This is a genomic window from Planktothricoides sp. SR001, assembly GCF_001276715.1.
Lineage (GTDB): Bacteria > Cyanobacteriota > Cyanobacteriia > Cyanobacteriales > Laspinemataceae > Planktothricoides > Planktothricoides raciborskii.
Genome location: NZ_LIUQ01000023.1, coordinates 21460 through 46631 on the forward strand (window position 1 = coordinate 21460; position 25172 = coordinate 46631).

General features: G+C 43.8%; 22 protein-coding genes. 9 read left to right on the top strand and 13 right to left on the bottom strand.

Annotation, left to right across the window (positions count from 1 at the left end; all coding sequences use genetic code 11):
* Nucleotides 1-88: 88 nt before the first annotated feature.
* The 4 genes from AM228_RS14880 to bchL form a co-directional block, all read right to left on the bottom strand.
* On the bottom strand, nt 89-376 hold the full coding sequence (locus tag AM228_RS14880) for a GIY-YIG nuclease family protein (RefSeq protein ID WP_054466893.1): 288 nt from the start codon (nt 374-376) through the stop codon (nt 89-91).
* A 403-nt stretch (nt 377-779) separates the two neighbouring features.
* On the bottom strand, nt 780-2174 hold the full coding sequence (locus tag AM228_RS14885) for a ferredoxin:protochlorophyllide reductase (ATP-dependent) subunit N (RefSeq protein ID WP_054466894.1): 1395 nt from the start codon (nt 2172-2174) through the stop codon (nt 780-782).
* A 42-nt stretch (nt 2175-2216) separates the two neighbouring features.
* On the bottom strand, nt 2217-3413 hold the full coding sequence (locus AM228_RS34265; protein ID WP_197285308.1) for a DUF5331 domain-containing protein: 1197 nt from the start codon (nt 3411-3413) through the stop codon (nt 2217-2219).
* 129 nt (nt 3414-3542) lie between these two features.
* The gene (gene bchL, locus AM228_RS14895) at nt 3543-4406 is read right to left on the bottom strand and encodes a ferredoxin:protochlorophyllide reductase (ATP-dependent) iron-sulfur ATP-binding protein (protein WP_054466895.1); all 864 of its coding nucleotides are present in this window, start codon (nt 4404-4406) and stop codon (nt 3543-3545) included.
* A gap of 74 nt (nt 4407-4480) precedes the next feature.
* Between bchL and AM228_RS32750 the strand changes: the two genes are divergently transcribed.
* Both AM228_RS32750 and menB read left to right on the top strand, forming a co-directional pair.
* Nucleotides 4481-4642, top strand: a complete 162-nt coding sequence (locus tag AM228_RS32750; RefSeq protein WP_156331808.1) for a hypothetical protein — start codon at nt 4481-4483, stop codon at nt 4640-4642.
* 600 nt (nt 4643-5242) lie between these two features.
* Nucleotides 5243-6079 carry a 1,4-dihydroxy-2-naphthoyl-CoA synthase gene (gene menB, locus AM228_RS14900; RefSeq protein WP_054466896.1) on the top strand — a complete coding sequence of 279 codons (837 nt, stop codon included), beginning with the start codon at nt 5243-5245 and terminating at the stop codon, nt 6077-6079.
* A gap of 230 nt (nt 6080-6309) precedes the next feature.
* Here menB and AM228_RS29720 read toward each other — a convergent pair whose 3' ends face one another.
* From AM228_RS29720 to AM228_RS14920, 3 genes are all read right to left on the bottom strand, one after another.
* On the bottom strand, nt 6310-6633 hold the full coding sequence (locus AM228_RS29720) for a hypothetical protein (protein ID WP_072160782.1): 324 nt from the start codon (nt 6631-6633) through the stop codon (nt 6310-6312).
* A 775-nt stretch (nt 6634-7408) separates the two neighbouring features.
* Nucleotides 7409-8077, bottom strand: coding sequence for a DciA family protein (locus AM228_RS14915; RefSeq protein WP_197285309.1), 669 nt, complete (start codon nt 8075-8077; stop codon nt 7409-7411).
* A 119-nt stretch (nt 8078-8196) separates the two neighbouring features.
* Nucleotides 8197-9063 (bottom strand): hypothetical protein, encoded by an 867-nt coding sequence (locus AM228_RS14920; RefSeq protein WP_054466900.1) that lies wholly within the window; start codon nt 9061-9063, stop codon nt 8197-8199.
* A gap of 6 nt (nt 9064-9069) precedes the next feature.
* On the opposite strand from AM228_RS14920, the gene AM228_RS35275 reads away from it, so the two are divergent.
* Both AM228_RS35275 and AM228_RS14930 read left to right on the top strand, forming a co-directional pair.
* On the top strand, nt 9070-9219 hold the full coding sequence (locus tag AM228_RS35275) for a hypothetical protein (protein ID WP_231636805.1): 150 nt from the start codon (nt 9070-9072) through the stop codon (nt 9217-9219).
* Nucleotides 9220-9287: 68 nt separating this feature from the next.
* A complete protein-coding gene (locus AM228_RS14930) occupies nt 9288-11876 on the top strand; it encodes a hypothetical protein (protein WP_082348886.1) in 2589 nt (862 codons plus the stop codon).
* 176 nt (nt 11877-12052) lie between these two features.
* On the opposite strand, the gene rnc is transcribed toward AM228_RS14930, so the two are convergent.
* The 3 genes from rnc to AM228_RS14940 all read right to left on the bottom strand — a co-directional run bounded on the left by rnc (nt 12053) and on the right by AM228_RS14940 (nt 13647).
* A complete protein-coding gene (rnc, locus tag AM228_RS14935; protein ID WP_054466903.1) occupies nt 12053-12733 on the bottom strand; it encodes a ribonuclease III in 681 nt (226 codons plus the stop codon).
* A gap of 111 nt (nt 12734-12844) precedes the next feature.
* Nucleotides 12845-13018, bottom strand: a complete 174-nt coding sequence (locus AM228_RS32755) for a hypothetical protein (RefSeq protein ID WP_156331809.1) — start codon at nt 13016-13018, stop codon at nt 12845-12847.
* A gap of 80 nt (nt 13019-13098) precedes the next feature.
* Complete coding sequence (locus AM228_RS14940; RefSeq protein ID WP_054466904.1) at nt 13099-13647, bottom strand: NYN domain-containing protein; 549 nt, start codon at nt 13645-13647, stop codon at nt 13099-13101.
* Nucleotides 13648-14376: 729 nt separating this feature from the next.
* Between AM228_RS14940 and AM228_RS14945 the strand changes: the two genes are divergently transcribed.
* The 5 genes from AM228_RS14945 to AM228_RS14965 all read left to right on the top strand — a co-directional run bounded on the left by AM228_RS14945 (nt 14377) and on the right by AM228_RS14965 (nt 22745).
* A complete protein-coding gene (locus AM228_RS14945) occupies nt 14377-15198 on the top strand; it encodes an Rpn family recombination-promoting nuclease/putative transposase (RefSeq protein ID WP_054466905.1) in 822 nt (273 codons plus the stop codon).
* Nucleotides 15199-15407: 209 nt separating this feature from the next.
* Nucleotides 15408-16361, top strand: a complete 954-nt coding sequence (locus AM228_RS14950; RefSeq protein WP_054466906.1) for an Rpn family recombination-promoting nuclease/putative transposase — start codon at nt 15408-15410, stop codon at nt 16359-16361.
* Nucleotides 16362-16938: 577 nt separating this feature from the next.
* Nucleotides 16939-17691 (top strand): peptidylprolyl isomerase, encoded by a 753-nt coding sequence (locus tag AM228_RS14955; RefSeq protein WP_054466907.1) that lies wholly within the window; start codon nt 16939-16941, stop codon nt 17689-17691.
* Nucleotides 17688-20696 (top strand): type I secretion system permease/ATPase, encoded by a 3009-nt coding sequence (locus tag AM228_RS14960; protein WP_199317403.1) that lies wholly within the window; start codon nt 17688-17690, stop codon nt 20694-20696. The genes AM228_RS14955 and AM228_RS14960 overlap by 4 nt, the downstream gene beginning before the upstream one ends.
* 90 nt (nt 20697-20786) lie before the next feature.
* Nucleotides 20787-22745: an HlyD family efflux transporter periplasmic adaptor subunit gene (locus AM228_RS14965; RefSeq protein WP_054466908.1), complete on the top strand. Its 1959-nt coding sequence runs from the start codon at nt 20787-20789 to the stop codon at nt 22743-22745.
* Nucleotides 22746-22983: 238 nt separating this feature from the next.
* Here AM228_RS14965 and AM228_RS14970 read toward each other — a convergent pair whose 3' ends face one another.
* The 3 genes from AM228_RS14970 to AM228_RS35280 form a co-directional block, all read right to left on the bottom strand.
* A complete protein-coding gene (locus AM228_RS14970) occupies nt 22984-24078 on the bottom strand; it encodes a response regulator (RefSeq protein WP_054466909.1) in 1095 nt (364 codons plus the stop codon).
* A 64-nt stretch (nt 24079-24142) separates the two neighbouring features.
* The gene (locus AM228_RS36805) at nt 24143-24349 is read right to left on the bottom strand and encodes a transposase (RefSeq protein WP_369817734.1); all 207 of its coding nucleotides are present in this window, start codon (nt 24347-24349) and stop codon (nt 24143-24145) included.
* Nucleotides 24350-24850: 501 nt separating this feature from the next.
* Nucleotides 24851-25054 (bottom strand): hypothetical protein, encoded by a 204-nt coding sequence (locus tag AM228_RS35280; protein ID WP_054466910.1) that lies wholly within the window; start codon nt 25052-25054, stop codon nt 24851-24853.
* Nucleotides 25055-25172: the final 118 nt, after the last annotated feature.

Consider the following 25172-nt stretch of genomic DNA (forward strand, 5'->3'; position numbering starts at 1 on the left):
CCCCCACTGTCATTCCCGCGCCCCCCACTGTCATTCCCGCGAAGGCGGGAATCCATACACTGTCTATGCCTTCAAGAGTTCCGCTATATCAAAACAGAGAATCATACAAATCATCCCACTTGGGATTATCCTTTTCAATTAAATTAATCTTCCATTCCCGGCGCCACTTCTTAATCTGTTTTTCACGATTTATTGCCGATTCGATACTATTAAACACTTCGTAATAGACTAATCGATGAACTCCATATTGTTTCGTGAATCCATCCACGAAATTATTTTTATGTTCGTACACTCGTTTGAGTAAATCATTGGTGACTCCTATATATAAGGTTCCATTGTATTTACTGGCTAGGATGTAGATAAAATAGTTTTTCATGGATTTTCAATGTGTGAAAGTGGATTCCCGCGAAGGCGGGAATGACAAATTGGTGTGGACTCCCGCGCGGGAATGACAGGTTTAAAAATAGATTCCCGTGAAAGCGGGAGTAACAAATTGGTGGGGATTCAATGTTTGTCGGTGGATTCTCGCCTGCGCGGGAATGACAGGTTTAAAAATAGATTCCCGTGAAAGCGGTTTTGACAGTTTGGTGATTTAATGTTTGTCGGTGGATTCCCGCCTTCGCGGGAATGACAGGTTTAAAAATAGATTCCCGTGAAAGCGGTTTTGACAAATTGCTGGGGATTCCGGTGAAAGCGGTTTTGACAAATTGTAAAAAAAATAGCCCGCATTGGCGAGCTATTTCCTAGGCGCGATCGCCTCTAATTAACCAACGAAAAAATTAAACTTTGGCTTCTTCTTTCACCAACTTATCCCAGCCCAAATCCTTCAGAGAATTATTCCGACGTAGGGGACGAGTGACTAACTCTAAAATGTCACGAGCATTAGTAAATCCGTGAATTTGAGCAAAAGTAAACTCTACCGACCACTTCGTATTAATCCCGCGAGCTTCCAGAGGATTAGCATGGGCCATCCCGGTAATCACCAAATCCGGTTTTAACTCATAAATCCGCTGAACCTGATTGTAATTATCCGGTTTTTCCACAATCTTCGGAGTTGGGACGCCCATTTCGTGACAAGTTTGTTCTAGCAACTGCAACTCAGCCGCTTGATAGCGCTTATCCATATAGGGAATACCGATTTCCGGGCAAGTCATCCCGCAGCGAATTAAAAAGCGAGCCAAGGACACTTCTAGCAAGTTGTCACCCATAAAAAAGACCGACTTGCCCCGAATCAGTTGAATATAATCTTCCAGATTTGCCCAAATTTGGGCTTCCCGTTCTGCCAGCCCTTTCGGTTCCACTCCCAACACCGAGCAGATTTTCTCAATCCAAGCGCGGGTGCCATCGGGTCCAATGGGGAACGGCGCCCCAATCAGCTTGCACTTGCGGCGCCGCATCAGGTTTGTGGCGGTGCGGCTGAGGAATGGGTTTACCCCCGCCACATAATAGCCTTCTTCAATGACTGGCAGTTCACTGTATCGTTTCGCTGGCAGCCAACCTGAAACCTTAATCCCTTGTTTCTTCAACTCCAAGCTTAACTGAGTCACCACGGGGTCAGGCAGGGAGCCAAACAGCACCAATGGCGGGTGATCCACATACTCAGACTCGTGAGTTGTTTCTACTTCCGTTTTGCGACCAAAGCTGAGAAGTTTTTGAATCGCGTTGCGTTCGTGTTTCTCCGCTTCGACCACTTTGCTGGGGCAACGATTCACCATTGCCGCGAGGACGGTATCTTCCCCTTGAGTGAAAGCGTAGTCTAAACCATTGGCACGAGCAGTGACAATGGGAATGCCAATTTCCGCTTCTAGTTTTGGCGCTAGACCTTCTAAGTCCATTTTGATGATTTCTGTGGTGCAGGTGCCGATCCAAACAATCACACTGGGGTTGCGATCGCGCTTAATCTGCAAACACAGGCGCTTGAGCTCATTATAATCATTCAACTGAGCGGAAATATCACCTTCTTCCAACTCAGCCATCGCATAGCGGGGCTCCGCGAAGATCATCACGCCCATTGCATTTTGCAGGAAATAACCACAAGTTTTCGTGCCAATCACCAAAAAGAAACTATCTTCAATTTTTTGGTAAAGCCACGCCACGCAACTAATCGGACAAAACGTATGGTAATTTCCAGTTTCACACTCAAAGTTCAGTGCTTCAGGTTGAGCAACAGCCATGAAACAATTCTCCTTTATTTAAATTTTGCTGCGGAAAATTAATTACAAACCCTTCAAAAGATCCGAAGCATCATCATCTGAGTCCATATCCCCACCTAAATCATCTAGATCGAGATCCCCAAGACCATCATTGTCGGCATCATGATCCAGACCACCGAGATCAAGATCCCCCAGGTCATCATCGGCGTCATCATCCAGACCACCGAGATCGAGATCCCCCAGGTCATCATCGCTGGAATCAGCTTCCAGACCACCGAGATCGAGATCCCCCAGGTCATCATCGCTGGAATCAGCTTCCAGACCTTCGAGATCCATGCCGCCCAGGTCATCATCCTCTCCAGAAGCATCTCCTAGACCTTCGAGATCCATGCCGCCCAGGTCATCATCCTCTCCAGAAGCATCCCCCAGACCTTCGAGTCCCATGCCACCGAGTTCATCATCGCTGGATTCATCTTCCAAGGCATCGAGTCCCATGCCACCGAGGTCATCATCGGCGGATTCTTCCTCCAAGGCATCGAGTCCCATGCCACCGAGGTCATCATCGGCGGATTCATCTTCCAAGGCATCGAGTCCCATGCCACCGAGGTCATCATCGGCGGATTCAGAAAATCCCTCTAATTCATTAGTGGTGCTTTCCTCGGTGAGGGACTCGGATTCCTCCCCCCAAACGTCTTGTTTCAGGGAATCTTCTTCCTCGTCATCGAGGGCTTCCGCACCAAAAACTGCCGCTGCGGTCGCCACTGCTGCATCTTCGGTGTCAAAAGTTGCGTCCGGTTCGGATTCGGCCATGATGACTACAGGGGCAGACTCTTCTAGCACTTCCTGGACAGCGAGGGGAGTTGGCGGAGTTTTAGGGGTGGGTGTTGGCGCAACTGCGGCAGGTTCTGGTTTTGGTTCTGGTTTTGGTTTTTCCGTTGGGGTTGGCGCTAATCCATGATCCGATGCCTTATCGGTTGCGGCAATTGCATCACTACTGTCTGGGTTAAAGTTGAGACCTAAAACCTCAATCAGTCTCTCGGCATCAGGATTTAGCTGGGAAAAAGGTAGCATCAACTGCGCTAACTTCGGTTCTAATGTACTCATCACTCCCAGAATGAAGTAGGCAGGAGGTCGCATTCCCCCATCGGGGGTTTTCACCGCTGCCACCTTCATATGCAGTACCAGCCAATGCTTATTATCTTGGTAATACTGCAACCACTTTTGTTTTAAGACGAGAGTGAAATCTTCAAAAAAAGCCATATACTTCTCCCAAGGGTTGCTGAAATCACATCTAAATTTATTCTTTCAAGACCTAACAAAGTCTTGTACTGAATCATAACTGCTTTCTCAGTCAACCACTTGAAATCTGAGAATGAATCGTGGTGATTTCTAGACCATCATCAAGTCTAGTTCTTCCTCTGCCGCGATCGCCCCTTTGGTGGGGTTGAGGTAAAAATCTGACAATAAAGAGAATAATTCGCGATCGGGAGAATCATTAGGCACCACACCCTCTGGCAGCGCCAAGATTTGATCGGCAATATTCAGGTAATAGTCACAAACATAATCTAAGGATGGGTCCGCGTCTGCCATTTCAAACAAGGTCTTGCCTTTGACTCGCGACACGCGGATATCTTCAATCAGAGGCAAAATTTCCAACACAGGCATGGGGACAGATTCCACATATTTGTCAATTAAATCACGCTTAGAAGTGCGGTTGCCAATCAGTCCAGCCAGTCGCAGGGGGTGAGTCCGGGCTTTTTCCCGCACCGAGGCGGCAATGCGGTTAGCGGCAAACAAAGCGTCAAAGCCATTGTCCGTGACGATTAAGCAGTAGTCTGCATAGTTCAGAGGTGCAGCAAAGCCACCACATACCACGTCACCGAGCACATCAAATAAGATCACATCATATTCATCAAAGGCGTTGAGTTCTTTGAGCAGTTTGACGGTTTCCCCGACCACATAGCCACCGCAACCGGCACCAGCGGGCGGGCCACCGGCTTCTACGCAGTCTACGCCACCATAGCCTTTATAGATCACATCTTCCGGCCAGATGTCTTCATAGTGAAAGTCTTTTTCTTGAAGGGTGTCAATAATGGTGGGGATGAGATATCCCGTGAGGGTGAAGGTGCTGTCATGTTTCGGGTCACAGCCAATTTGCAGCACTTTTTTACCCCGTTTGGCGAGGGCGACGGAGATATTACAGCTTGTTGTAGATTTGCCGATGCCACCTTTTCCGTAAACTGCGAGTTTCACTTTGTTATTCTCCTGATTTTTGCGTATTTTTGAGATTTTTTATCTGTAAACCGTGGTTTCTCTGGGTTCTGGTGATGAGCCTGTGGTCCACGGTGGTTTTTGGTTGCCCTGTTGTTGGCATTATGGTGCGATCGCCTTATGGAAGTAAAGCCCTCCCTGGACTAACTTGGAGCTTAAATCGCCGCGATAAAATTTCTGGAAAATCAATGCGGATTAACCTTCGCATGAATCCATGAATTTAGCTATTTATCCTAAAAAATAATTTTTTAGATAAAACAATATAAAAAATAGAAACAATAAACAAAATAAAGCCAAGAGAGCCCAGAGCCAAAATACAATGGATCCGATTCAGCCAAATTACTCACCCCTGCTGACTATAGACTGATACCCAAAGTCAAAATGACTTTGCCTAGCTATTTGGTCATAGAGTCTGGTTGATGTGAAATCCGATCTGACATCAACGGATCCTTGGCTATGATTAGCTACTCCTGGTGAAATCTAGATTGTTGTGAAGAATTATTAATTTTGGGGCGATTTCATGGTTTTAACTCTTGACTGCTGGTTTTCCGCCTGCCTTAACCGCCCATGAGTCAATAATTATACTTATTTACTGTCGAGTGACTGTTGATTGATTAAATTTTTGCGTGGCCCGATTACCGGGAATGGGAAGATAAAAACCGGGTTTGCTCAAGAAAACTAACCACCCATCAATAATAGGACTTACGCAATTAATCTATATATAGAGTATTGGTGCGTTACCGCTCGGAACAACACCCTACTGATAGAGTTTATGCGTAAGTCCTGAAAAAAACTAACCATTAACCATCCCATTCACCATGCAAACAGTCCAATGGCAAACCGTCAAAACTTACGAAGACATCCTCTATCACAAGTTTGACGGCATGGCTAAAATCACGATTAATCGTCCCGAAAAACGGAATGCTTTTCGCCCGAAAACCGTCTTTGAGTTATACGATGCTTTTTGCGATGCCCGCGAAGACTCCAAAATCGGCGTGGTTCTGTTTACCGGGGCAGGGCCGCACACCGATGGCAAATATGCCTTTTGTTCCGGTGGCGATCAAAGTGTCCGGGGAGAAGCCGGTTATATCGATGATGCGGGAGTTCCCCGGCTGAATGTGCTGGATTTACAACGGCTAATTCGTTCCATGCCCAAAGTGGTGATTGCTTTGGTTGCGGGTTATGCGATCGGCGGCGGTCATGTGCTGCATATGATTTGTGATTTAACCATTGCTGCCGATAATGCCATTTTTGGTCAGACCGGGCCAAAAGTCGGCAGCTTTGATGGCGGATTTGGTTCGAGTTATTTAGCCCGCATCGTCGGCCAGAAAAAAGCCCGGGAAATCTGGTTTTTGTGTCGTCAATATGATGCTGACCAAGCGTTACAAATGGGTTTGGTCAACTGTGTGGTCCCCGTAGATCGGCTAGAAGCGGAAGGCATTCAGTGGGCTACGGAAATTCTGCAAAAAAGCCCGATCGCCATTCGTTGTCTGAAAGCGGCTTTTAATGCGGACTGCGACGGTCAAGCGGGACTCCAAGAATTAGCAGGCAATGCCACCTTACTTTATTACATGACCGAAGAAGGTCGAGAAGGAAAACAAGCATTCCTGGAAAAACGCCCCCCGGATTTTCGGTCTTTTCCCTGGTTGCCCTAATGCCTTGATGCCCAGATGCCGCTGAAAATTTCCGCCCATAGAAACCGCACCGAGTGATCTAACTCGGTGCGGTTTTAGCTAAAAATTGGTTTTAATTTGTCTCTGAAAAAAATGTTAAGTTTTATAACCTTTAGAAATCTTAAAATTCAGTAGGCCATTTACTCATGGATCAACAGTCAATGTTGCCTTTGATTCACAAATGGTTTTTCTATTCTTCAAGTCCCAACAGGTTATACTGAGATTTCGCGAACATTTGATTGATGCCGATAAGAGGGACGAAGAGAATCTACATTTTTGAACTCAGCAGCATTCCAGGTTTTTGCCAAGGTGAGTTCTTCTTCAACCATAAATGGTTTTGGTTGCCAAGTAATACTTTGTTCTAGAGTTTCCCAAGAAGGTGCAAACGGAGGCAAAGCCAGCATACACGCTTTCCATTTGCTTTGGACTGGCACACCCAGTTGCTCACAATACCCACCCCGACGACCTTCAGGAGTGAAGTAGCGACAATAGCGACAGGATTCACAGGTAGATGCCAAGCAATTTGATTTGGCCATAAGGGTTATCTTCCAAAACTTTTTGAATTAATTGTGAACCAATGCTGGATAGCATATAGCAGATTAAAATCTATTATGCCATGTAGTTTTTAGCGATCCCCGCTGGCAAATAAACCTTAATTTTTTCTTTATATTTTTGTGATAAATTGATACATTACTTTTTTCTGGAATATGCTTTGGTCAGATAATATAGACGAATTTTGGGGCTAAAGCAAATGGGGATCAACTAAAACCTTTAAATTTTGTGGTATTTTCAGTCCAGATCGATGCCCAAATTTAGGGATCCAAAAATTACTGCTCCTGGAAAAATTCACGGAGTGGGGATCCAATTCAATGATGCACAAAGTCAATTGGAGAAAATCGCGATTTTGATTTTTTTGTCGTGGTGAGGATCCGCTAGGCGGGGTTTTTTTGATCTGTTTGTAAAACCTTTATGGCTTTCTGGAACTTGCGGGGAAGATCCACCCTGATTGCCGAAGGCGCGTTGCGTTGCGGATGCAATATCGCTGCTTTACCTTTTCTTAATAATTTAGGGATCTATTTTCACAATTTGGTGACAGGCAGATTCCACCGATTCAATACAAAAGAAGCTCAAAAGCTATCCGGTATCAAGGGTGATTTGGGAGCGGTGAGGATCGGGGTTTGATTGATTGATTCAGTTAGCCCCAGGATCTAGATATCTGATATGGCGGAAAATATCTGGCGGAAAGCTTTTTGCTGAAAAATTGTCTATGCAATTCAGTCAGACAAAATCCCGACCCAGGGGCAGAATGAACTATAGTTTCATCTGTTTGACCGCACAAATGCCACAAACTGTCCAACGTTCGATCTCTCCCGGTGGGGTGGGACATTGGCATTGGGGACAAAGAGGCCAATTTTTTGATTGGTTCTGGATCCGAGTTGCCCAGGCTTGAAAGGCTTGCTGGGGGGTTGCGGTTGGGGTATTTTGATCGGAGATGATTTGCTCCGTGGGGGGATTGATCCGACTGGGATGTTGCGGTAATAAAGTTTGCGGTTGAGTGAGAGGCGATCGCGACAGCGGTGCGGAGCCAGATCGCCCATTACTGGTTTGTGCTTCAGTCCACTTTTGGGCAGAAAAGCGAATATCCCGAACCGGAGTGGGGAGGTGGGGATTTAATTTGACTAAAATTTGTCGCCGTTTAAAGGTGAGGTCTTGGGCTAAGACTGCTGACGCGGTGGCAATTTGTAAAATGTCTCGGTCAATGGCGATCGGACGAGTGACTTTGGCGACGCTAAAGCCAACCGCTTGCTGCCAAGCTTGAAGTAATTGTTGATGTTCTTTGATTTTTTGGGCGATCGGTAGACCCGCCACATTCTTTAATAGTTGATCGAGAGATTTAAAATCCATAGCAGAAAACTTTTTTGGGCGATAGTACACCGCGCCGCTTCGCGATCGCGCCAACGAATGTATTACCTTTTTCAATCGTAATATTTTTGTAGGGGCAATCCGATGGCGGTGGTTGCCCCTGCGCGTCTAGGGGCAGCCACCGCCTTAAGGAATTGCCCCTACAAAACTTTTCGCATCACTTTAGGATTGCTATATCAAGAATTTGTTCTAGGGATTAAGTGGAGAATTTTTTGACTCCAGAGGTTGCCAAAATGTTGAATTTCTAGGAAATTAGCATTTTGGGGAGCAGGCTTGTAAGTTTTAAAGGTTCGCATAATTCCTAAAGTGGCGGCACTTTCCAACGGGCCAATAAAGCTGGTATCGCGATCGCCAAAATAGGGTTGTTGCGCCCAATAAGCCATTTGTTGAGCATTCAAAAAATAGCAACCGGCATGAGGGTTGCCCGTTCTGCGAAAAGTAACGGGGTTGCCCATCACTGTACCCGTTAATTGGGGTTGTTCGCGAATATTCTGAAACCGGGCGGTCAGCTTTTCGGCTAATTCGGGATCGATGTAGGTTTTTTTAATGTAGTCGTTGACAGAAATTTCATAGCGGTTGGGTTGCAGAAGATAGCGATCGCCGACTTGTTGATTAAACCATTTCAGTTTTGTAAAAAAATCCGGGTCATGTAAGATTAAATCATCCTCCATAAAACAATAATAATCATAAGCCCCTAAACTTTCTCTGAGAATCCTTTGACATTCAAAACCCAACAGCATCGGTTGAACATTTGTCCCATAATGATGCCAAAGTTTTGCCCCCAGAGACAATTGAGGTAAAACATGGTAATCTTGGGTGGTGCAAATCACCATCGTGACTTCACGAGTTTCACATCGATTTGCCGGTAAAATTCGTTGTTCCCCATAGTCGGTAGACTCCTGAAATTTACCAAATAATTGATGAAAAGAGGTGATTTGTTCCCTTAATGCGGAAATCCGAGATTCTGCCCCGGCTTTTAGGCAGCCATAATCTCCTTGACCTTGAGGATTAAAAAAATGGGCGATCGCAACGATAATTTTCATAACTATTTGTCATTGCTAATTAGGAAGAGAGGAGAGAGGAAAGAGGAAAGAGGAAAGAGGAAAGAGGAAAGAGGAAAGAGGAAAGAGGAAAGAGGAAAGAGGAAAGAGGAAAGAGGAAAGAGGAAAGAGGAAAGAGGAAAGAGGAAAAATTGTTGATTTAAATTTTATATTTTCAAGTATTATATATATATATTGTGCAGTAATTTTTGTTAATTTAAAAAAACATGACAAAACATCTAATTACAATGTCCACCTTTGGCACAAATGGCAGATTTGGCAATCAAATTTTCCAATATGCTTTTCTGAAAATTTACGCCAAAGAACATGACTTACAGGTGCAAATTCCCCGATGGCCAATCGGAGAATATCTCTTTGGCCATCAGGATCCAGAAATTAGCCAAATTTTACCGCAAATCCGGGAATCTAGCCAAGAAATTGCTGAAAGTGAAATTATCACAGCTAATCCGCCCTTACAAAATATCGATATTTGGGGATACTTTCAATATCATACCAGTTATTATGCCCAATATAAAGATTATTTTTGTGATTTATTTAAACCGCGAGCCGAAATTGAGCAAAAAATCCAGCAAGCTTGGCACAAATTAGGTTTAAGTCAAAAAACTGTTGTATGCTTGCATATTCGCCTCAAAGACTATGGATTCTCTTATTTTTTTATTCCGCCATTTGCATGGTATGTAGACTGGTTAAATGAGCTATGGCCAAGTTTAGAAAATCCCATATTATATATTGCTACCGATGAACCGGAAACGGTTTTGCATCATTTTTCGGCATATCATCCCGTTACGGCTAAAGATTTACCTATAGAATTACCCGAAGCTGATTTTAATGCCGATTTTTATGTTGATTTTTATATTCTGAGTCAAGGCGATCTCGTGGCTATTTCTAATAGTACCTTTTCCTTTGCCGCTTGTATGCTGAATCAAAGGAGTAAACTATTTGTGCGTCCCCACTTACCTAGTCAAAAGTTAATTACCTTTGATCCGTGGCATAGTGAGCCAATTTTTCGGGATGTCAAGGTTGCCGCTTTTGAGTCAGGTGATTTGCACACAATTCGGCAACAAATATGCGATCGCTGGCTGAGTTTAACCACCATTGACCAGATAAAAATGACTTACTTGGGAGGGGTGGGAACTGACCATAAAAATGTCCTCAAACTGGCAACCCAAGATGAACCCTTAAGTCCAACAGAACAAAAAATATTGGATCAAATTACGCCCAAATTTGCCACAGGAATAAATCCCTCTAATCTTCAGTATTTTCTAGCAGCAATGCTGTACCGTCGGAGTTACCAATTTTCCTGGGTAATTCAAATAGAACAATGGGCGGAAATTCCTGACTGGTTTTTTGAGTATTTCCTAGAATTTATCTTTGCTGCTCCCAGATATTTTACCCAAATTGGCGATATTGAAAAATATTCCCAGTATATTCAAGACTTAATTAATCAGATTCATTATAAAATATTCACCGCATTTTCAGTAAATCGTGAAATTCAATGGAAAGATATAGCAATTAAACTGTCGAATATTGCCTATCGAATACCTTTATCTTTTGCCGAAAAGAACTTTCGTGATTTAGTGATTAAACAAACTGAAATAATTGAATTTGCGCTGATTACAACCAGCCATCAAGTTGATTATCGGTTTGACAATGCCCCCCATTCTGGAAAAATTCGCTTAGGAATTCTGCAAAGCAACTTTGGTTACAACTCAGAAACTTTGGCTAATTTGCCTATTTTTGAATTTCTGAACCAGGAGGAATTTGATGTCATATTATATGCAGTTGAAAAGTCAGTTGACCCTATAGAAAGTTATTGCGCTAGTCCAGTTAATCGATTGGTGCATTTACCGGAAGGTTTGGCAGCAGCAGTGAACACAATTCGGCGCGATCACCTCGATATTTTATTGATTGGCAGTAATGCCACCGGACGCAATAAAAGCATTGAACTTTTAGCCATACATCGACTGGCTAAAATCCAGGTAATTAATAGCGTTTCTTTAATTACCACGGGGATGCGGCATATAGACTATTATATAGCCGGAAACTTAACCGCACCATTGCCCGCATCCCAGCAATATTATACCGAAAAATTAGTCAATTTGCCCGGTTCAGGTTTCTGCTTTAAATATCCTTTAACGTTACCGGAACCACAGTTAAAATTTCAGCGTAGCGACTGGGGAGTAAATTCAGAAAGCGTCGTTTTTATTTCCGGCGCTAATTTTTATAAAATTATTCCCGAATTAAGAGAAACTTGGGCAAAGATTCTCCAGGCAGTACCGAATTCTATTTTAGTCTTATATCCTTTTGGGGCAAATTGGGCGAAAGCATATCCCAAGCGCTCTTTTGCTAAACAAATGGCACAGGTTTTTGAGCAATATGGCCTTGATTCAGATCGAGTTTTTTTGTATGGCAATTTGCCCAGTCAAGCGGATGTTAATGCTTGTTTGCAGTTAGCAGATATTTATCTGGATGCCTATCCTTATACCGGGGCTTTATCATTATTAGCACCGTTACAAGTGGGTTTGCCGGTGGTGGTGCGAGAAGGAGATATTTTGCGATCGCGCCGTGGGGCGGCAATATTACAAGAAATGGGACATCCTGAATTAATTACTAACAGTGAAGCGTCTTATATTCAGTTAGCCATTGCATTGGCTAAAGATCGGGTAAAACGACAGGGTTTAAAACAGCATCTACAGGATAAATTCTGTCAATTACCTCCATTTTTGGATAGTCGGGTTTATGCAGCAGCTATGGGGAAATTGTTAGCAAAATTATTTTTATCTCGGAGCCAATAAACCGGGTTTCTGAGACAATGGAATAATACTGATATTAATCAAGGAAAAAAACCCGGTTTATGAACAGCGATCGCGCCCCTACCCCAAATTCAAGAAACCGGGTTTCTGAGACAAGACAACAATACCGATATTAATTAAGGAAAGAAACCCGGTTTCTCAAACCCTCAAGTTGACTATTAAATCAACCCTTGTTTTTTAAGCTCAGATAGAGCATTTTCAGCGGCTTTTTTTTCCGCTTCTTTCTTGCCACAAGCTTTGCCTTTTCCATAGGATTTATCATTGACAAAAACTGTAGACAGGTATTCGGGGGCATGATCGGGTCCGCCAATTCGTTCGGTGACATATTTGGGCAGTACAGATCCAAAGGTTGTTTGTACCCACTCTTGAAATCTATTTTTGGAATCGATGTTAGAACGGATTTCAACAGTGGTGGCAGGTACAGAATCAAATAACTCTTCGATAATTGGACGAAGTACCTCCATCTTGCGATCGTGATCTAAATAATAGGCTCCAACCACTGCCTCAAAAGTGCTACTCAATAAATTAGGACTTTGAAATCCCCCATTTTGAATCATGCCTCTTCCGAGACGCATTCTAAAGTCTAACCCTACTTCCATCGCAAACTTAGCGAGTTGTTTTTCATCAACTAATGCCGATCGCCGTCGAGTCATTTCATCTTCTGCCATTTCCGGATAACGACAGTAGAGATACTCGCCACTAATAAAGGTTAATAGAGCATCCCCTAAAAACTCTAGGCGTTCATTATGTAGTTCCCCAAAACTTTCATTAGTATAAGAACGATGAGTCAAAGCCTGTCGCAAGAGCTTTTCATCTTTAAAATTTAACAATTCATGCATTTGAATAGTTCTCCTGACTTGTTTCCCATGTAAATTATATCATTTATTAGGTATTTTACCACAAATAACCGCTGTAACATCGCCCATAATCGCTCAATGTTACAGCGTTTTTTACAGAAAAAAACAAATCTGTAGGGGCGAAGCATGACCGCAGGAGAAACCGGGTTTCTGCAACAATCTATGCTTCATACCGAGTAGGGGCGATTCGCGAATCGCCCCTACAATTTCGCGAATCGCCCCTACAATAAACCCGGTTTCTGAAAACCATAAATTTAATCCGGTCATGCTTCGCCCTAACCCAGTATTTGTGATTCAGGCAATAGAAAAGTGCTGGAAAACTACTACGTTTTTGCTCATGGCATACTTTAGGCTGCCACGTTTAAAGGGCTAAACCCGGCTTCACTTTTACTTAAAGTGTAAAATTCATCGACCATGTTTTTGAGCTTTTGGTTTGTAGTTTTGTCTGAATCAGATATCAGAATTACTTTTTTACCAGCCGCTTTTAGCTCCCGCACTAATGGAACGAAATCACCATCTTTTGAAAGCAAAATAACCGTTGATATGTGTGGATTACTGCTAATATCTTCCTGGCAATCCTTTATTAATTTTTTGTCAGCATTATTTTTTTTAGCTTTACTAGCAGGAACGTTACGACATTTAAAATCCAAATCGTCGAAAGTGTCCTCGACTAGAGGAGTTTCTTTACGCCAATGTGCGTAGACATTCATAACCTTCACTGACCCAAGTTTTTTAGCAAATTCCACTAAAGCTATAACTTTATCTCTGAATTTACCTTGGGATTTAAAGTGAACATTCTGCCAATCCCAGTAGATAGCTACTTGATCTCTGGATTTACCTTGGGATTTAAGGCGGACATTCTGCAAATCCCAGTAGATAGCTACATGATTTAACATTTGTTATTTCAATAAGTAATAAATTGAGGCAGTCTCAAAAGATAGCTTTATATGCAAACAGCAAAAATCCAGATCCATTCTGGAACTGTTGAATCGGTTGCCGTCTCAAACCTTGCAGGACCCTCGTTCCCTGAATCATCATAGAGTTCTTAACGGGATCTAGTATCAACTTCAGACAGACTCTCAGATAAGAGACATGAAAAGCAGTTGAAATGAATGACTGGAATAAAACCATTCACCGCAACAAATTTTCATACCTCTTATCTGAAGGTCTGGCTGAAATTGATGCTAGACCAGGCCAAGAACTTTATTAATGATTCAAGGTTCAAGGGTGCTGCTCATGAGACGAGAACCCAAGCTTAGTGCTTGCGTTTCTCTATTGAGTTGCCTTAATTACTATAGCACACTTTTCAGGGTTTGTCAAGTGCGATCGCAAAATTTCCTCATCCGACCCTAACGAGGGCAAAAAATATTCTCAATAGAGAACAAAATAAGGCTTTTACTGAGAAAATACTTTATATATAGTGTCACAAAAAAATAAACACTATATATAGATTTTCCTAAACAGGTTGCCAAACAGTACCAAAGAAAAATTACAGGTATGGACGGAAAATCTGCACCTCGGTAAAACCGAACAAAGATATCTCAGGAAGACTTTTAGTAAAATAGAGGCACTGTCATTCAGGAAAGTTTCCCAGCCAAAACCCCAACTGCACCGCCGACAAACCGATGAAAACCGACAGCATCTTTTACCAAATATTTCAACAGTTCCCCGCCAGTTTCTTTGAACTGATCAACCGCCCTGCTAGTGAAGCAACGGCTTATCAATTTACTTCCGTCGAACTCAAACAACTGGCTTTTCGGATTGATGGGGTTTTTCTGCCCAAACAGGAACAGTCCAACCAACCTTTTTACCTAGTAGAAGTTCAATTTCAACCGGATGATAGTTTATATTATCGCGTTTTTGGAGAACTGTTTCTATATTTAAGACAGAATCAACCTCCCTATCCTTGGCGAGTGGTGGTGATTTATCCCAACCGCCGAATCGAACGCGAACAAGACTTTCAGTTTGCGGAAATGCTAGAATTAAGTCGGGTTTCGCGGATTTATCTCGATGAGTTAGATGACTCAGACGAATCCTTGGGAATTCAAATCTTGAAACTGGTCATCGAACCGACAGAAAATAAAGCCGCCAATCGCGCCAAACAGTTAATATCTGGCAGCCAATCTCAAATCACATCGGCAGATATGCGCCGAGACTTCATCAATTTAATCGAGACAATTATTGTGTACAAGTTACCGCAAAAAAGTCGGGAGGAAATTGCAGCCATGCTTGGATTAAGTGACTTAAAACAAACCAGATTCTATCAAGAGGTCTTTAGCGAAGGTAAAATCGAAGGCAAACTCGAAGGCAAACTCGAAGGCAAACTCGAAGCGGTTCCCAATATGATTTCGGCAGGAATTAGCGTAGAGTCGATCGCCCATATTTTAGATTTACCCATAGAAACAGTTCGCCAAATTGCCGGACAAACCAACGAATCTAATTCCTAGTTTGTATCGCCCCACCCTAATTGGGTGTGGGCAATTTTTTGTAGAGGAATTCATGGACAACTTATGAACAACCATTTCTACTCCTAAACTTACTCTATTTGCTTTCCACCTTATCTATAATTTGACAGAAGGGGAAGAACAGCCGCTAGAAAATAGCGATCGCCCCGGTGTAGTAAAATAAAAATTGCTCCATCCGCGAAAAAAATTCCATGCGGCGAGACTCCATATTTTACAAAATATTCCAACAAGCCCCCAGCCTGTTATTTGACCTCCTGGCAAATCCCCCGGAAAATGCCAGTGCCTACCGCTTTGACTCCGTAGCGGTCAAAGAACCAAAATTTGAAATTGATGGGGTATTTCTGCCCCCGGATGGCAATCCGGGCATGATTTATTTTTGCGAGGTACAATTTCAGAAAGATGAACGGTTATACGAGCGTCTATTCGGGGAAGCGTTTCTGTATTTCTATCGAAATCGCGATCGCTACTCCAACTGGCAAGCGGTAGTGATTTATCCATCACGCAGTATTGAACAGAGTGATATTCAGCCCTATCAAGCACTGCTCAACTCGCACCAAGTGCATCGAGTTTACACGCCAGTTGCTCTACTTGGGGAAACCCCAAGACCGCACTGGCTCCTAAATGAACTCGGTGATATTCGACAATCACCGTTAGGAATTGCTTTAATGGTGTTGACGATCTTAAAAGAAGAACAAGCACCCGTTGAAGCCAGATATTTGTTAGAACGAGTAAAAACCGAAGTTGCCTCAGCAGAAACAAGTCGCGACATCATAGATACGATCGCGACCATCATGGTCTATAAATTCACTAAATTAAGTCGGCGGGAGGTAGAAGCCATGCTCGGACTGCGATTAGAAGAAACCCAAGTTTATCGCGAAGCCAAAGAAGAAGGAATTCTTCAAGGACTGGTTCAAGGTCGCCAAGAAGGTCGCCAAGAAGGTCGCCAAGAAGGTCGCCAAGAGGGACAACAACAGGAAGCGGCTAATCTAGTTCGGCGTCAGTTGCGGCGTCGTTTGGGAAATTTATCGGATGGGATGACAAATCGCATTTCCAATCTACCCCTATCGGTGTTGGAAGATTTAAGCGAGGCGTTATTAGATTTTAGCAGTCTGGATGATTTATCCGCTTGGTTAGAAAGCCATTAAGCCCAGATCAAAAAGTATTAAAACAGGGGTTTTTTATCTAGAAAAATTCCTGATAAAAGTCGATTAATTAAAGGCAAAAACCCGGTTGATTTAATTAACCGGGTTGTTTTATGAAATCCTGAAGCCGCCGCCGATCGCGATTTCGCACCCTCTTCGCTACTGATGTACACGACGGAGCAAAGAGGCAACACTTATGGGTCTGTAGCCAATTAATCAGCCCGTGAAGCGAAGCTCCGAATTGCTACTCGAATCGCTCACCGGGCAAACCTCTGAAAGTTCATTTTTCCAGACGTTTGCAATAGAAACCGGGTTTCTGGGTTAACTTGAAGCAAGAAAGCAAAGATTGATTTCACAACCCGGTTTCTGGGTTTTCAGAAATCGGTTTTCTGGGTTAACTTGAAGTAAGAAAGCAAATATTTATTGAAGCAACCCGGTTTTTGGGTTTTCAGTCTAGTAGAGATGGTCTCACTTATATCGTAAGTTATAAAATCTCAAGATAGTGACAAGCTGTCTAACGGATATGGAGTGACTACCTGCCAAAACCAAATACCATTGGTGAGGTTATTATAGGAGTGATATGACTGACCTGTTCCAAGTTGGCAATCGAGTGATTCAGGGGGAGCAAATCCCCATGTTGTTAAAGCGGTATCAATTGATGCCGCAATTTTTGCGTGGCATAGTGCTAGATACAGCGATCGCCGATATCCCCCTGACGGAAGAAGAACGCATAAGGGCGATCGAAGACCTGGCCGTCCAGCAAAAACTCACATCACCGGAAGCCAGACAAGCTTGGCTAAAAAGTCAAGGGCTAACTCCCGCAGAAATGGAAGATTTAGCCACCCATCCGGTGCGAGTAGAAAAATTTAAGCAAACCACTTGGTCATCAAAAGTTGAATCCTATTTTATGGAACGGAAAATGTTCCTTGACCAAGTAATCTACTCCTTAATCCGGGTTCAAGACCAAGGACTAGCCTACGAACTGTATTTTCGGATTCAAGAAGGGGAAGCCAAATTTGCCGACCTTGCTCGGGAATACTCAAAAGGGCCGGAAAGTCGTACCGGAGGATTACTTGGCCCAGTTCCGGTCAGTCAACCTCATCCTCGGATTGGTAAACTCTTATCCATTAGTCAACCGGGTCAACTCTGGCCTCCGCAAGTTCTCGCCGAATGGTTTGTAATTATTAGATTAGAAAAATTTATGCCAGCGCAACTCGACGACGCCATGCGTCGGCGGTTAATCGATGAATTATTTGAAACATGGCTCAAAGAAGAGGTGCAAAAAGTCATCTCCTTGCAGTCTGTCCAGCCCTCAGCTACTTCCGGATCATGACCACAACCATTTCACAATCCCAAATTCCTGACTTCCTAGCGCAAACGACGCCGTTTGAGCGACTCAACCAGAATCAATTAAATACCCTAGCTTCCAAATGCCAGCTATTACGCTATCGCCCTGGTCAACCAGTCTTTGAACGGGAAAAAATGCCCACTCAAATAGTGATTATCTACGAGGGCAAAGCAAGACAGTTAGCCTACGACCAACGAAAACAATCCCTGGTCAGCTTGCGTTTGGTGAGTTCAGGAGAAATCCTGGGCTGGGTTTCCTTAATTCGCGGCGTGGCCTCAGATACCATCATCGCTTCTACGGACACGATCGCCATCACCCTACCAGCAGATGAGTTTTTAGATTTTGTCAAATCTCACTCAACGGTGAGGGACTATTTTCAAACCCACATATCAGAAACCGAAGTCTTTGAACTGCTGGCGCTGGAATTACAGCGACGAGCGGATAGTCTCACGAATTTAAAAGATTTAACCCTCAAACTGACTCCAGAAGCCACAGCAGTGAATTTCCCCAACGGCAATGTGGATCTAGCCAAACTCGATCCAGAATACCTGTGGTTCGTCAGTCAAGGCAACCTGGGAGACTTTAACGCCGGTAAGCTACTGTTATGCGATCGCACTCAGCAAAAAAAACTCCCCAGTAATGGTGGGGTTCGGTTGATTGGCGTGCCATTTGCGCTGATTTCCCAATCCTTAACCCCAGAGGTGGCGGAAATTACCGACTCAGAGGTGACAGACCAAGCGGGAGGGGCTTTTGCTCCTGTAGATCGCCCTGTAGAAATTCCTTACGCTCCAGACCGACCCCCGGAACCGGAATTTGACCCCAACGCCCCGCGCCCGAAATATCCCTTTGTCCGGGGCAGTGGCAAAATTGACGCGCCCTTAGCTTGCTTTGAAATGCTGGCCAAACAATCCGGCCTCCGCATCCGTAAAGATTTATTACGCCGCGTCCTCAAAGATCAACTGGCCACCACCGGACGTTTAACCCTGCAAGCTTGTGGAGGTGTTGCCGCCAGCATGGGCTTGAATCCGCAACTGGTAGGCATTCCGCCCAACTTAATCGGCAGACTCAAAGCCCCAGCGATGATTCGCTGGAAAGATAGCTTTGCCCTGTTATTTGACATTAATCAGCGGGAACTGGTGATGGCCATTCCCGAAAAAGGCATCGTCCGCAAAAAACCCGAAAAATTTGCCGAAGAATGTGACGCTGAAAACGGCCAAATCCAAGTATTGCTATTGCAAAAACTGGATACGGAAAACAAAGAAAAATTCAACTTCTGGTGGTTTTTACCAGAATTAGCCAAATACAAAGGCACCTTATTCCAAGTCTTTTTGGCCTCATTTTTCGTGCAGTTGATGGGTTTGGCTAACCCACTGCTGACCCAGGTCATTATTGATAAGGTCATCGGTCAAAGAAGTTTAGACACCCTGAATGTCTTGGGGGTGTTAATGGTCGGGGTGGCGTTGTTTGAAGGCTTGCTGACCGGATTACGCACCTACTTATTTGTCGATACCACCAACCGCATTGACCTAAGTCTCAGTTCTCAGGTCATCGATCATTTATTGCGACTGCCGTTAGATTATTTCGACAAACGACGAGTCGGCGAACTCGCCGGTCGGGTGGGAGAACTGGAAAGAATTCGCCAATTTATGACCGGCACCGCTTTAACCGTGGTACTCGATGCGGTATTCTCGGTGATTTATATCGCCGTAATGCTTTCCTATAGCTTATTAATGACCGCCGTTGCTCTGGTGACGGTGCCATTATTTACCGTCTTAATCCTGCTGGTTTCTCCCCTGGTGCAGCGTTTATTGCGCTATCGCGCCGAGCGTTATGCCGATGCTCAGTCCTATTTGGTGGAGGTGCTATCAGGGATTCAAACCGTGAAAGCCCAAACCATTGAGTTAAGTTCTCGCTGGAGTTGGTACGAGCGCTATGCTCGGTATGTGAGTGCGGGATTTGATACGGTGAAAACCCAAACCACTGCTGGTTCTATTAGTGGCTTTTTGAACAAGCTTTCTAGTTTGTTGCTGCTGTGGGTGGGGGCAACCTTGGTGTTAAATAACGACATGACCTTGGGTGAGTTGATCGCTTTCCGCATTATTGCCTCTAACGTGACTGGATCTTTGTTGCGATTTGTCCAGGTGTGGCAGACTTTCCAAGAAACCGCCATGTCCGTGGAACGACTGCGAGATATTCTAGAAGCCCACCCAGAAGCCGATGAAGCCGATCGCCACAATATCCCTCTGCCAGAAATTCATGGGGCGGTGAGATTTGAGGATATTTCTTTCCGTTTTACCAAAAATGGCCCATTAAACTTGGTCAACGTGAATCTGGACTTTGAAGCGGGTCAGTTTGTGGGAATTGTCGGTCAGAGTGGTTCCGGCAAAAGTACCTTGATGAAGCTGGTGCAGCGTCTTTATGAACCGGCCAGTGGACGGATTTTTATTGATAGTTACGATATTGCTAAGGTAGAGTTGTATTCTCTGCGGCGGCAAATTGGGGTCGTCCTTCAAGATACTTTGCTGTTTAATGGCTCGGTACAGGACAATATTGCCCTAACTAATCCCGATGCCACCACCGATGAAGTGGTGGCAGCGGCAAAAACTGCGGTGGCTCACGATTTTATTATGAGTTTGCCTAATGGTTATAACACCATTGTCGGTGAACGGGGTTCATCTTTGTCTGGGGGTCAACGACAACGGATTGCGATCGCCCGCACAATATTGCAAAATCCTCACCTGCTGATTTTGGACGAAGCCACCAGTGCCCTGGATTATCGCTCCGAAAGAGAAGTTTGTGACAACTTAAGAAAAGCCTTCAAAGGTCGGACAGTCTTTTTCATCACCCACCGCCTGCAAACCGTTAAAGAAGCAGATGTTATCCTAATGATGGATCAGGGGTCTGTGGTTGAACAGGGCAAACATGATGAATTAATGGCTCTCAAAGGCTTCTACTACTGTCTCTATCAACAGCAAGAATCACAAATGTAATCCCTGGTTATTTGTTATTGGTTATTCGTTCGCTCTAATAACAAATAACGAATAACAAATAACGAATAACAAATAACAAAAAATTGACCTATGACCAATGACACAATAAAATCTACCCCAATTTTCGATCAACCTGTAATCTTAGAACGTCGCCCGTTTTGGTCGAGTATTTTTGTCTGGACAATTATGGGCATGACAGTTTTTGGCGTGGCTTGGGCTGCCTGGGCGGAAATCGACCAGTCAGTTGCTAGTGCCGGAAAACTGGAACCCGCAGGCGGCGGTGTGGAAGTAAAAGCCCCGACTGGGGGGGTAGTCCGCGAGATTCATGTTAAAGGTGGAGATTTAGTCAAACAAGGGGATTTGTTGATTACCTTTGACCCGACAGCCCCGGAAGCGGATGTTGAGTCCTTGCGGCAGTTACGAGAGTCTCTGATGCGAGAAAATCAGTTTTACCAGGCGGCTATGAATGGCAACCCGGTGCCTGGCGCTAGTGCCGAGTTGCAAGCACTGGTGAAGCTGCGATCGGATTTGATCTCAGAAAATCAGTTCTTGGAAGCATCGGCGAATGGCGTTGCCAGTTTAGGGGGGAGTGGGGCTTTTGATGCCAACCAAGAACAACTGTTAAGAGCCAGCCGTTCAGAATATGATACTCGTGTGGCGGCGGCGGGGTTCCAAGTTCAAGAACTCCAAGCTCAACTGAGTCAAACGCAACAACAAATCCCCAGCGTGAGAAATCAGTTAAACATTGCCAGGGAACAAGAAACTACCGCCCAAGCGAGTTTAGAAACTGCAAAGCGACAATTGCCTACGGTGCAATCTCGGTTAGAAACCGCTCGTCGCCAAATTCCTACCGCCCAAGCGCGAATCGAAATCGCTCGTCGTCAAATTCCCACCGCCCAAGCGCGAGTCGAAACCGCTCGCCGCCAAATTCCTACCGCCAAAGCCCAGTTGGAAACAGCCGAACAAGCATTGGCGCTAAATGAGGATATTCTTTCCCGGATTGAGCCTTTAGTCGATCAAGGAGCTTTGTCGGAATTGCAAAAACAACGGCAGGAGCAAGAAGTTTTAAACCAGGAAGCCCAAGTTTCCAACCGGGAAGCGGAACTGCTCTCCCGTCAAAATGAAATTTCTGCCCTAGAAGCCGAACTGTTAAATCGGCAAAATGAAATTTCTGCCCTAGAAGCCGAACTGTTAAATCGGCAAAATGAAATTTCTGCCCTGGAAACTGAGGTACTCAACCGGCAAAATGAAATTTTGGCCAGACAAGCGGAACTGGACAGGCGTCGGGAAGAGGTGGTGACTAGGGAAGCAGAACTGACTCGGCTGCAAAATGAGGTGCAGCGACTTGATGCGGCGATCGGAAGGTCTGAACAACAGTTGGAAAATACCCAATTTGTGTCTCAAAAAGATATTAGAACTAAAATCGCTGACAATCAAAAACGCATCTCTGATATTGACTCGCAATTTAGCAAATCGCTCCTGGAAAATCAAAAACGGATTTCCCAAATTGACGGTCAATTAGCCCGGGCGCAATTGGAATTGCAATATCAAGAATTACGCGCTCCCGTAGCCGGTGAAGTGTTTGATTTACAACCGAATGCTCCGGGTTTTGTGGTGAGAGAAACTGAACCCCTGTTAAAATTAGTTCGTGATGCTAAATTAGAAGCCTCTGTACTGATTCAAAACCAGGATATTGCTTTAGTCTTAGATGCTTTACGGAAAAATCAAACGGAAGGGAAAAAAGGCGTTCCTGTTGAAGTAATGGTCGAAGCATTTCCCGCTACAGAATTTGGTACAGTCAATGGCATTTTAACCAGCATTGGCTCAGATGTGTTGGAACCAGATCCCCAAAAAGGTCAGAATTTTTATGCCTTTCCCGCCACGATTGAACTGGATAGTGATAAGTTTATTCTCGATAATGGGTTACAAGTTCGTCTACATTCGGGGATGGCGGTACAAGCTAAGATTAAGATTGGCAAGCGCACTGTTTTACAGTTATTTATCAGCCGTTTAACTAACCAAACCAGAGGCTTAGAAACGGTGAAGTAATCTCAATACTCAGAGGCGAGAAACCCGGAGAGGTTAGAAACCGGTTAATTGACGCAAAATTCTGCCACCAACCAACAAATCTCATAGAAACCCGGTTTCTTGTCTTTGGGGTCATAAACCGGGAGAGGTTAGAAACCGGTTAATTGACGCAAAATTCTGCCACCAACCAACAAATCTCATAGAAACCAGGTTTCTTGTCCCTGGGGTCATAAACCTGGTTTCTTGTCCAGATGCTCGTTCAAGACCTCAAAGGGAAGCTTACTGTGACGGTGGTTTCTTCCCCAGGAATACTCTCAATTTTCAACTGTCCTTGATTTAATTGAGTCAGTCGCTGGCTAATTGCTAGTCCTAAGCCGGATCCTTGCTGTTCATAAAGTTTTCGTTCAAATTGAACATAAGCTCCTACGGCGGAAATTTGCTCTGGGGTCATCCCCCGACCGCGATCGCACACTGATAAGATAAATTGTCCATCTTCTAGAAAACTCGAAATCTTGACGGGTTGTCCGGCTTCAGAAAACTTAAACGCATTTTCTACCAGTTCACTGACAATTTTACTAAACCAATGCTCATCGATAGACAATTCAGTATCTACCAATTTTAAATGTAAATCATCCACTCGATTGAACCACACTGCTTTCTCGTAACTGACGGCATTAATTGTTAGGTGGGAGGAAAGGGTTTCTCCCTGCAAAAATACTTTTAATCTGTCAGGGTCTTTGCCCACCAGTTCTAGTTGGGCATACAGTAAAAAATTTTGAATTAACTGATATAGTCGTTCACCAGAATACTTAACATCTTGCAGCACTTGGCGAATTTCTGTGGGTTCCATTTCTTGATATTCGTCAATCAGAAAACTTGTAAAACCCAGAATTCCATTTAATGGCGTCAGCAGTTCATGGGGTAATGTTCGGGTGAGATTATTCCGCAATTCATTTAACTTTTCTTCAGAATGTTGTTGCGCGGCAGCAGATTTTTTCAGTCTACTACTGACGGATCCCAATAACTCATCGCGAGTAAAAGGTTTGGTGAGATAATCATCTGCACCTAAATCCATGCCTTCCCTCATGTCATATTTGGTGACTTTAGCGGTGAGAAAGATAAAGGGAACTGTTTGGGTGACTGGGTTTTCTCTTAAATTTTTCAACACGGTCAACCCATCCATTCCGGGCATCATTACGTCGCAGATAACTAAGTCTGGCTGTTCTTGGATGGCCATTTCTAAGCCGATTAAGCCATTTTCAGCTTCGATGACATGAAAGTCTTCAGCTTCCAGAATTTCCCAAATAATTTCTCTGACGTGATTGTCATCTTCAATCGCTAAAATTTTAGTCATAATTATTTATTGTTTATCTAATACAGCTTTTGGCGATGTTATGAAGTACAATAGCAACAATGAGTTAACCATTTAAATGCTGAGGATTAATCAAATTTAGGGCAATTGATATGAGTCGATCAATCATTGCTGGATTTTTGGGAGTAAAGCTCCGTAAAAAAGATTTAAGTTGTAACCACCACATTTCAATGGGATTAAAATGTGGAGAGTAGGGAGATAAATAAATGACTCTTGCACAGACCCTGGAAATCATCGGTTCAATTAAGGTCATTTTATGGGCGGATAAATTATCCATCACGACTACGGATACCCGCCACAATTGAAGGATTAAAAACTTTGAAATCTTCATACAGCAAATACCGACCCATCCATTGAGTTATATATTCTCATAAAAGCCAAGAATTTTTCCAGCGTAATATATCCGACAATCGTGACTTTTGACCCTCGATAAAAGAGCTTAATTTTTCGGACTCTTGTCCCGATTGATTACCGGGATGAGTTCTATCTAACCCTAGCATAATCCCGCTTTCATCTATAAATACTATTTTTTAGCCTCAATATATTTAATTTGCTGCCAATAGTCTTAATTTTTGTAATCTTTCTGTTTCAGCTTGACTACTGTAACTTGTTTTTTTTACGAGTGATTCCGCGCTTTTTAAAGTAACGACATTCCGGCGGTCTCACTCACCCATTTGCCGGTTTTTTGTCCTCATAATTCACAGAATTATGCCAAAGTCGCCTGGAGATATTCAGCGATTAAGGATCGGACTGTTTATTCAGAGGAAATCAACTGACTGAATCGATGTTTACCCCGGTTTTTGGGAAACACATTTCTTTCGGTTCGTTGTTGCTTAACTATTTTTTGCACAAAAGTTTTACTAACAGCAAATATTTGGGCTAGTTTTCTGATGGATATTTTTTGGCTCAAGTGCGCTTCTACTATTTTTGATCGGAGGTCAACGGAATAGGATTTCATAAGCTTTCACGATTATCTGTTTTTCACTTGCTCTTGATTGTACCTCATAAGATCGCCAAGTGCTGTATTGGCTTATTGTTTGTCTAATATAGCTATCCGTGCAGGATTTGTGAATTTT

What these genes read in the sequence shown, in the direction of transcription:
- AM228_RS14880 (WP_054466893.1), bottom strand. Translation starts at nt 376, where the DNA reads ATGAAAAACTATTTTATCTACATCCTAGCCAGTAAATACAATGGAACC.
- AM228_RS14885 (WP_054466894.1), bottom strand. Translation starts at nt 2,174, where the DNA reads ATGGCTGTTGCTCAACCTGAAGCACTGAACTTTGAGTGTGAAACTGGA.
- AM228_RS34265 (WP_197285308.1), bottom strand. Translation starts at nt 3,413, where the DNA reads ATGGCTTTTTTTGAAGATTTCACTCTCGTCTTAAAACAAAAGTGGTTG.
- AM228_RS32750 (WP_156331808.1), top strand. Translation starts at nt 4,481, where the DNA reads ATGAGCCTGTGGTCCACGGTGGTTTTTGGTTGCCCTGTTGTTGGCATT.
- menB (WP_054466896.1), top strand. Translation starts at nt 5,243, where the DNA reads ATGCAAACAGTCCAATGGCAAACCGTCAAAACTTACGAAGACATCCTC.
- AM228_RS29720 (WP_072160782.1), bottom strand. Translation starts at nt 6,633, where the DNA reads ATGGCCAAATCAAATTGCTTGGCATCTACCTGTGAATCCTGTCGCTAT.
- AM228_RS14920 (WP_054466900.1), bottom strand. Translation starts at nt 9,063, where the DNA reads ATGAAAATTATCGTTGCGATCGCCCATTTTTTTAATCCTCAAGGTCAA.
- AM228_RS14930 (WP_082348886.1), top strand. Translation starts at nt 9,288, where the DNA reads ATGACAAAACATCTAATTACAATGTCCACCTTTGGCACAAATGGCAGA.
- rnc (WP_054466903.1), bottom strand. Translation starts at nt 12,733, where the DNA reads ATGCATGAATTGTTAAATTTTAAAGATGAAAAGCTCTTGCGACAGGCT.
- AM228_RS32755 (WP_156331809.1), bottom strand. Translation starts at nt 13,018, where the DNA reads ATGACCGGATTAAATTTATGGTTTTCAGAAACCGGGTTTATTGTAGGG.
- AM228_RS14940 (WP_054466904.1), bottom strand. Translation starts at nt 13,647, where the DNA reads ATGTTAAATCATGTAGCTATCTACTGGGATTTGCAGAATGTCCGCCTT.
- AM228_RS14945 (WP_054466905.1), top strand. Translation starts at nt 14,377, where the DNA reads ATGAAAACCGACAGCATCTTTTACCAAATATTTCAACAGTTCCCCGCC.
- AM228_RS14950 (WP_054466906.1), top strand. Translation starts at nt 15,408, where the DNA reads ATGCGGCGAGACTCCATATTTTACAAAATATTCCAACAAGCCCCCAGC.
- AM228_RS14955 (WP_054466907.1), top strand. Translation starts at nt 16,939, where the DNA reads ATGACTGACCTGTTCCAAGTTGGCAATCGAGTGATTCAGGGGGAGCAA.
- AM228_RS14960 (WP_199317403.1), top strand. Translation starts at nt 17,688, where the DNA reads ATGACCACAACCATTTCACAATCCCAAATTCCTGACTTCCTAGCGCAA.
- AM228_RS14965 (WP_054466908.1), top strand. Translation starts at nt 20,787, where the DNA reads ATGACCAATGACACAATAAAATCTACCCCAATTTTCGATCAACCTGTA.
- AM228_RS14970 (WP_054466909.1), bottom strand. Translation starts at nt 24,078, where the DNA reads ATGACTAAAATTTTAGCGATTGAAGATGACAATCACGTCAGAGAAATT.
- AM228_RS36805 (WP_369817734.1), bottom strand. Translation starts at nt 24,349, where the DNA reads ATGACCTTAATTGAACCGATGATTTCCAGGGTCTGTGCAAGAGTCATT.
- AM228_RS35280 (WP_054466910.1), bottom strand. Translation starts at nt 25,054, where the DNA reads ATGAAATCCTATTCCGTTGACCTCCGATCAAAAATAGTAGAAGCGCAC.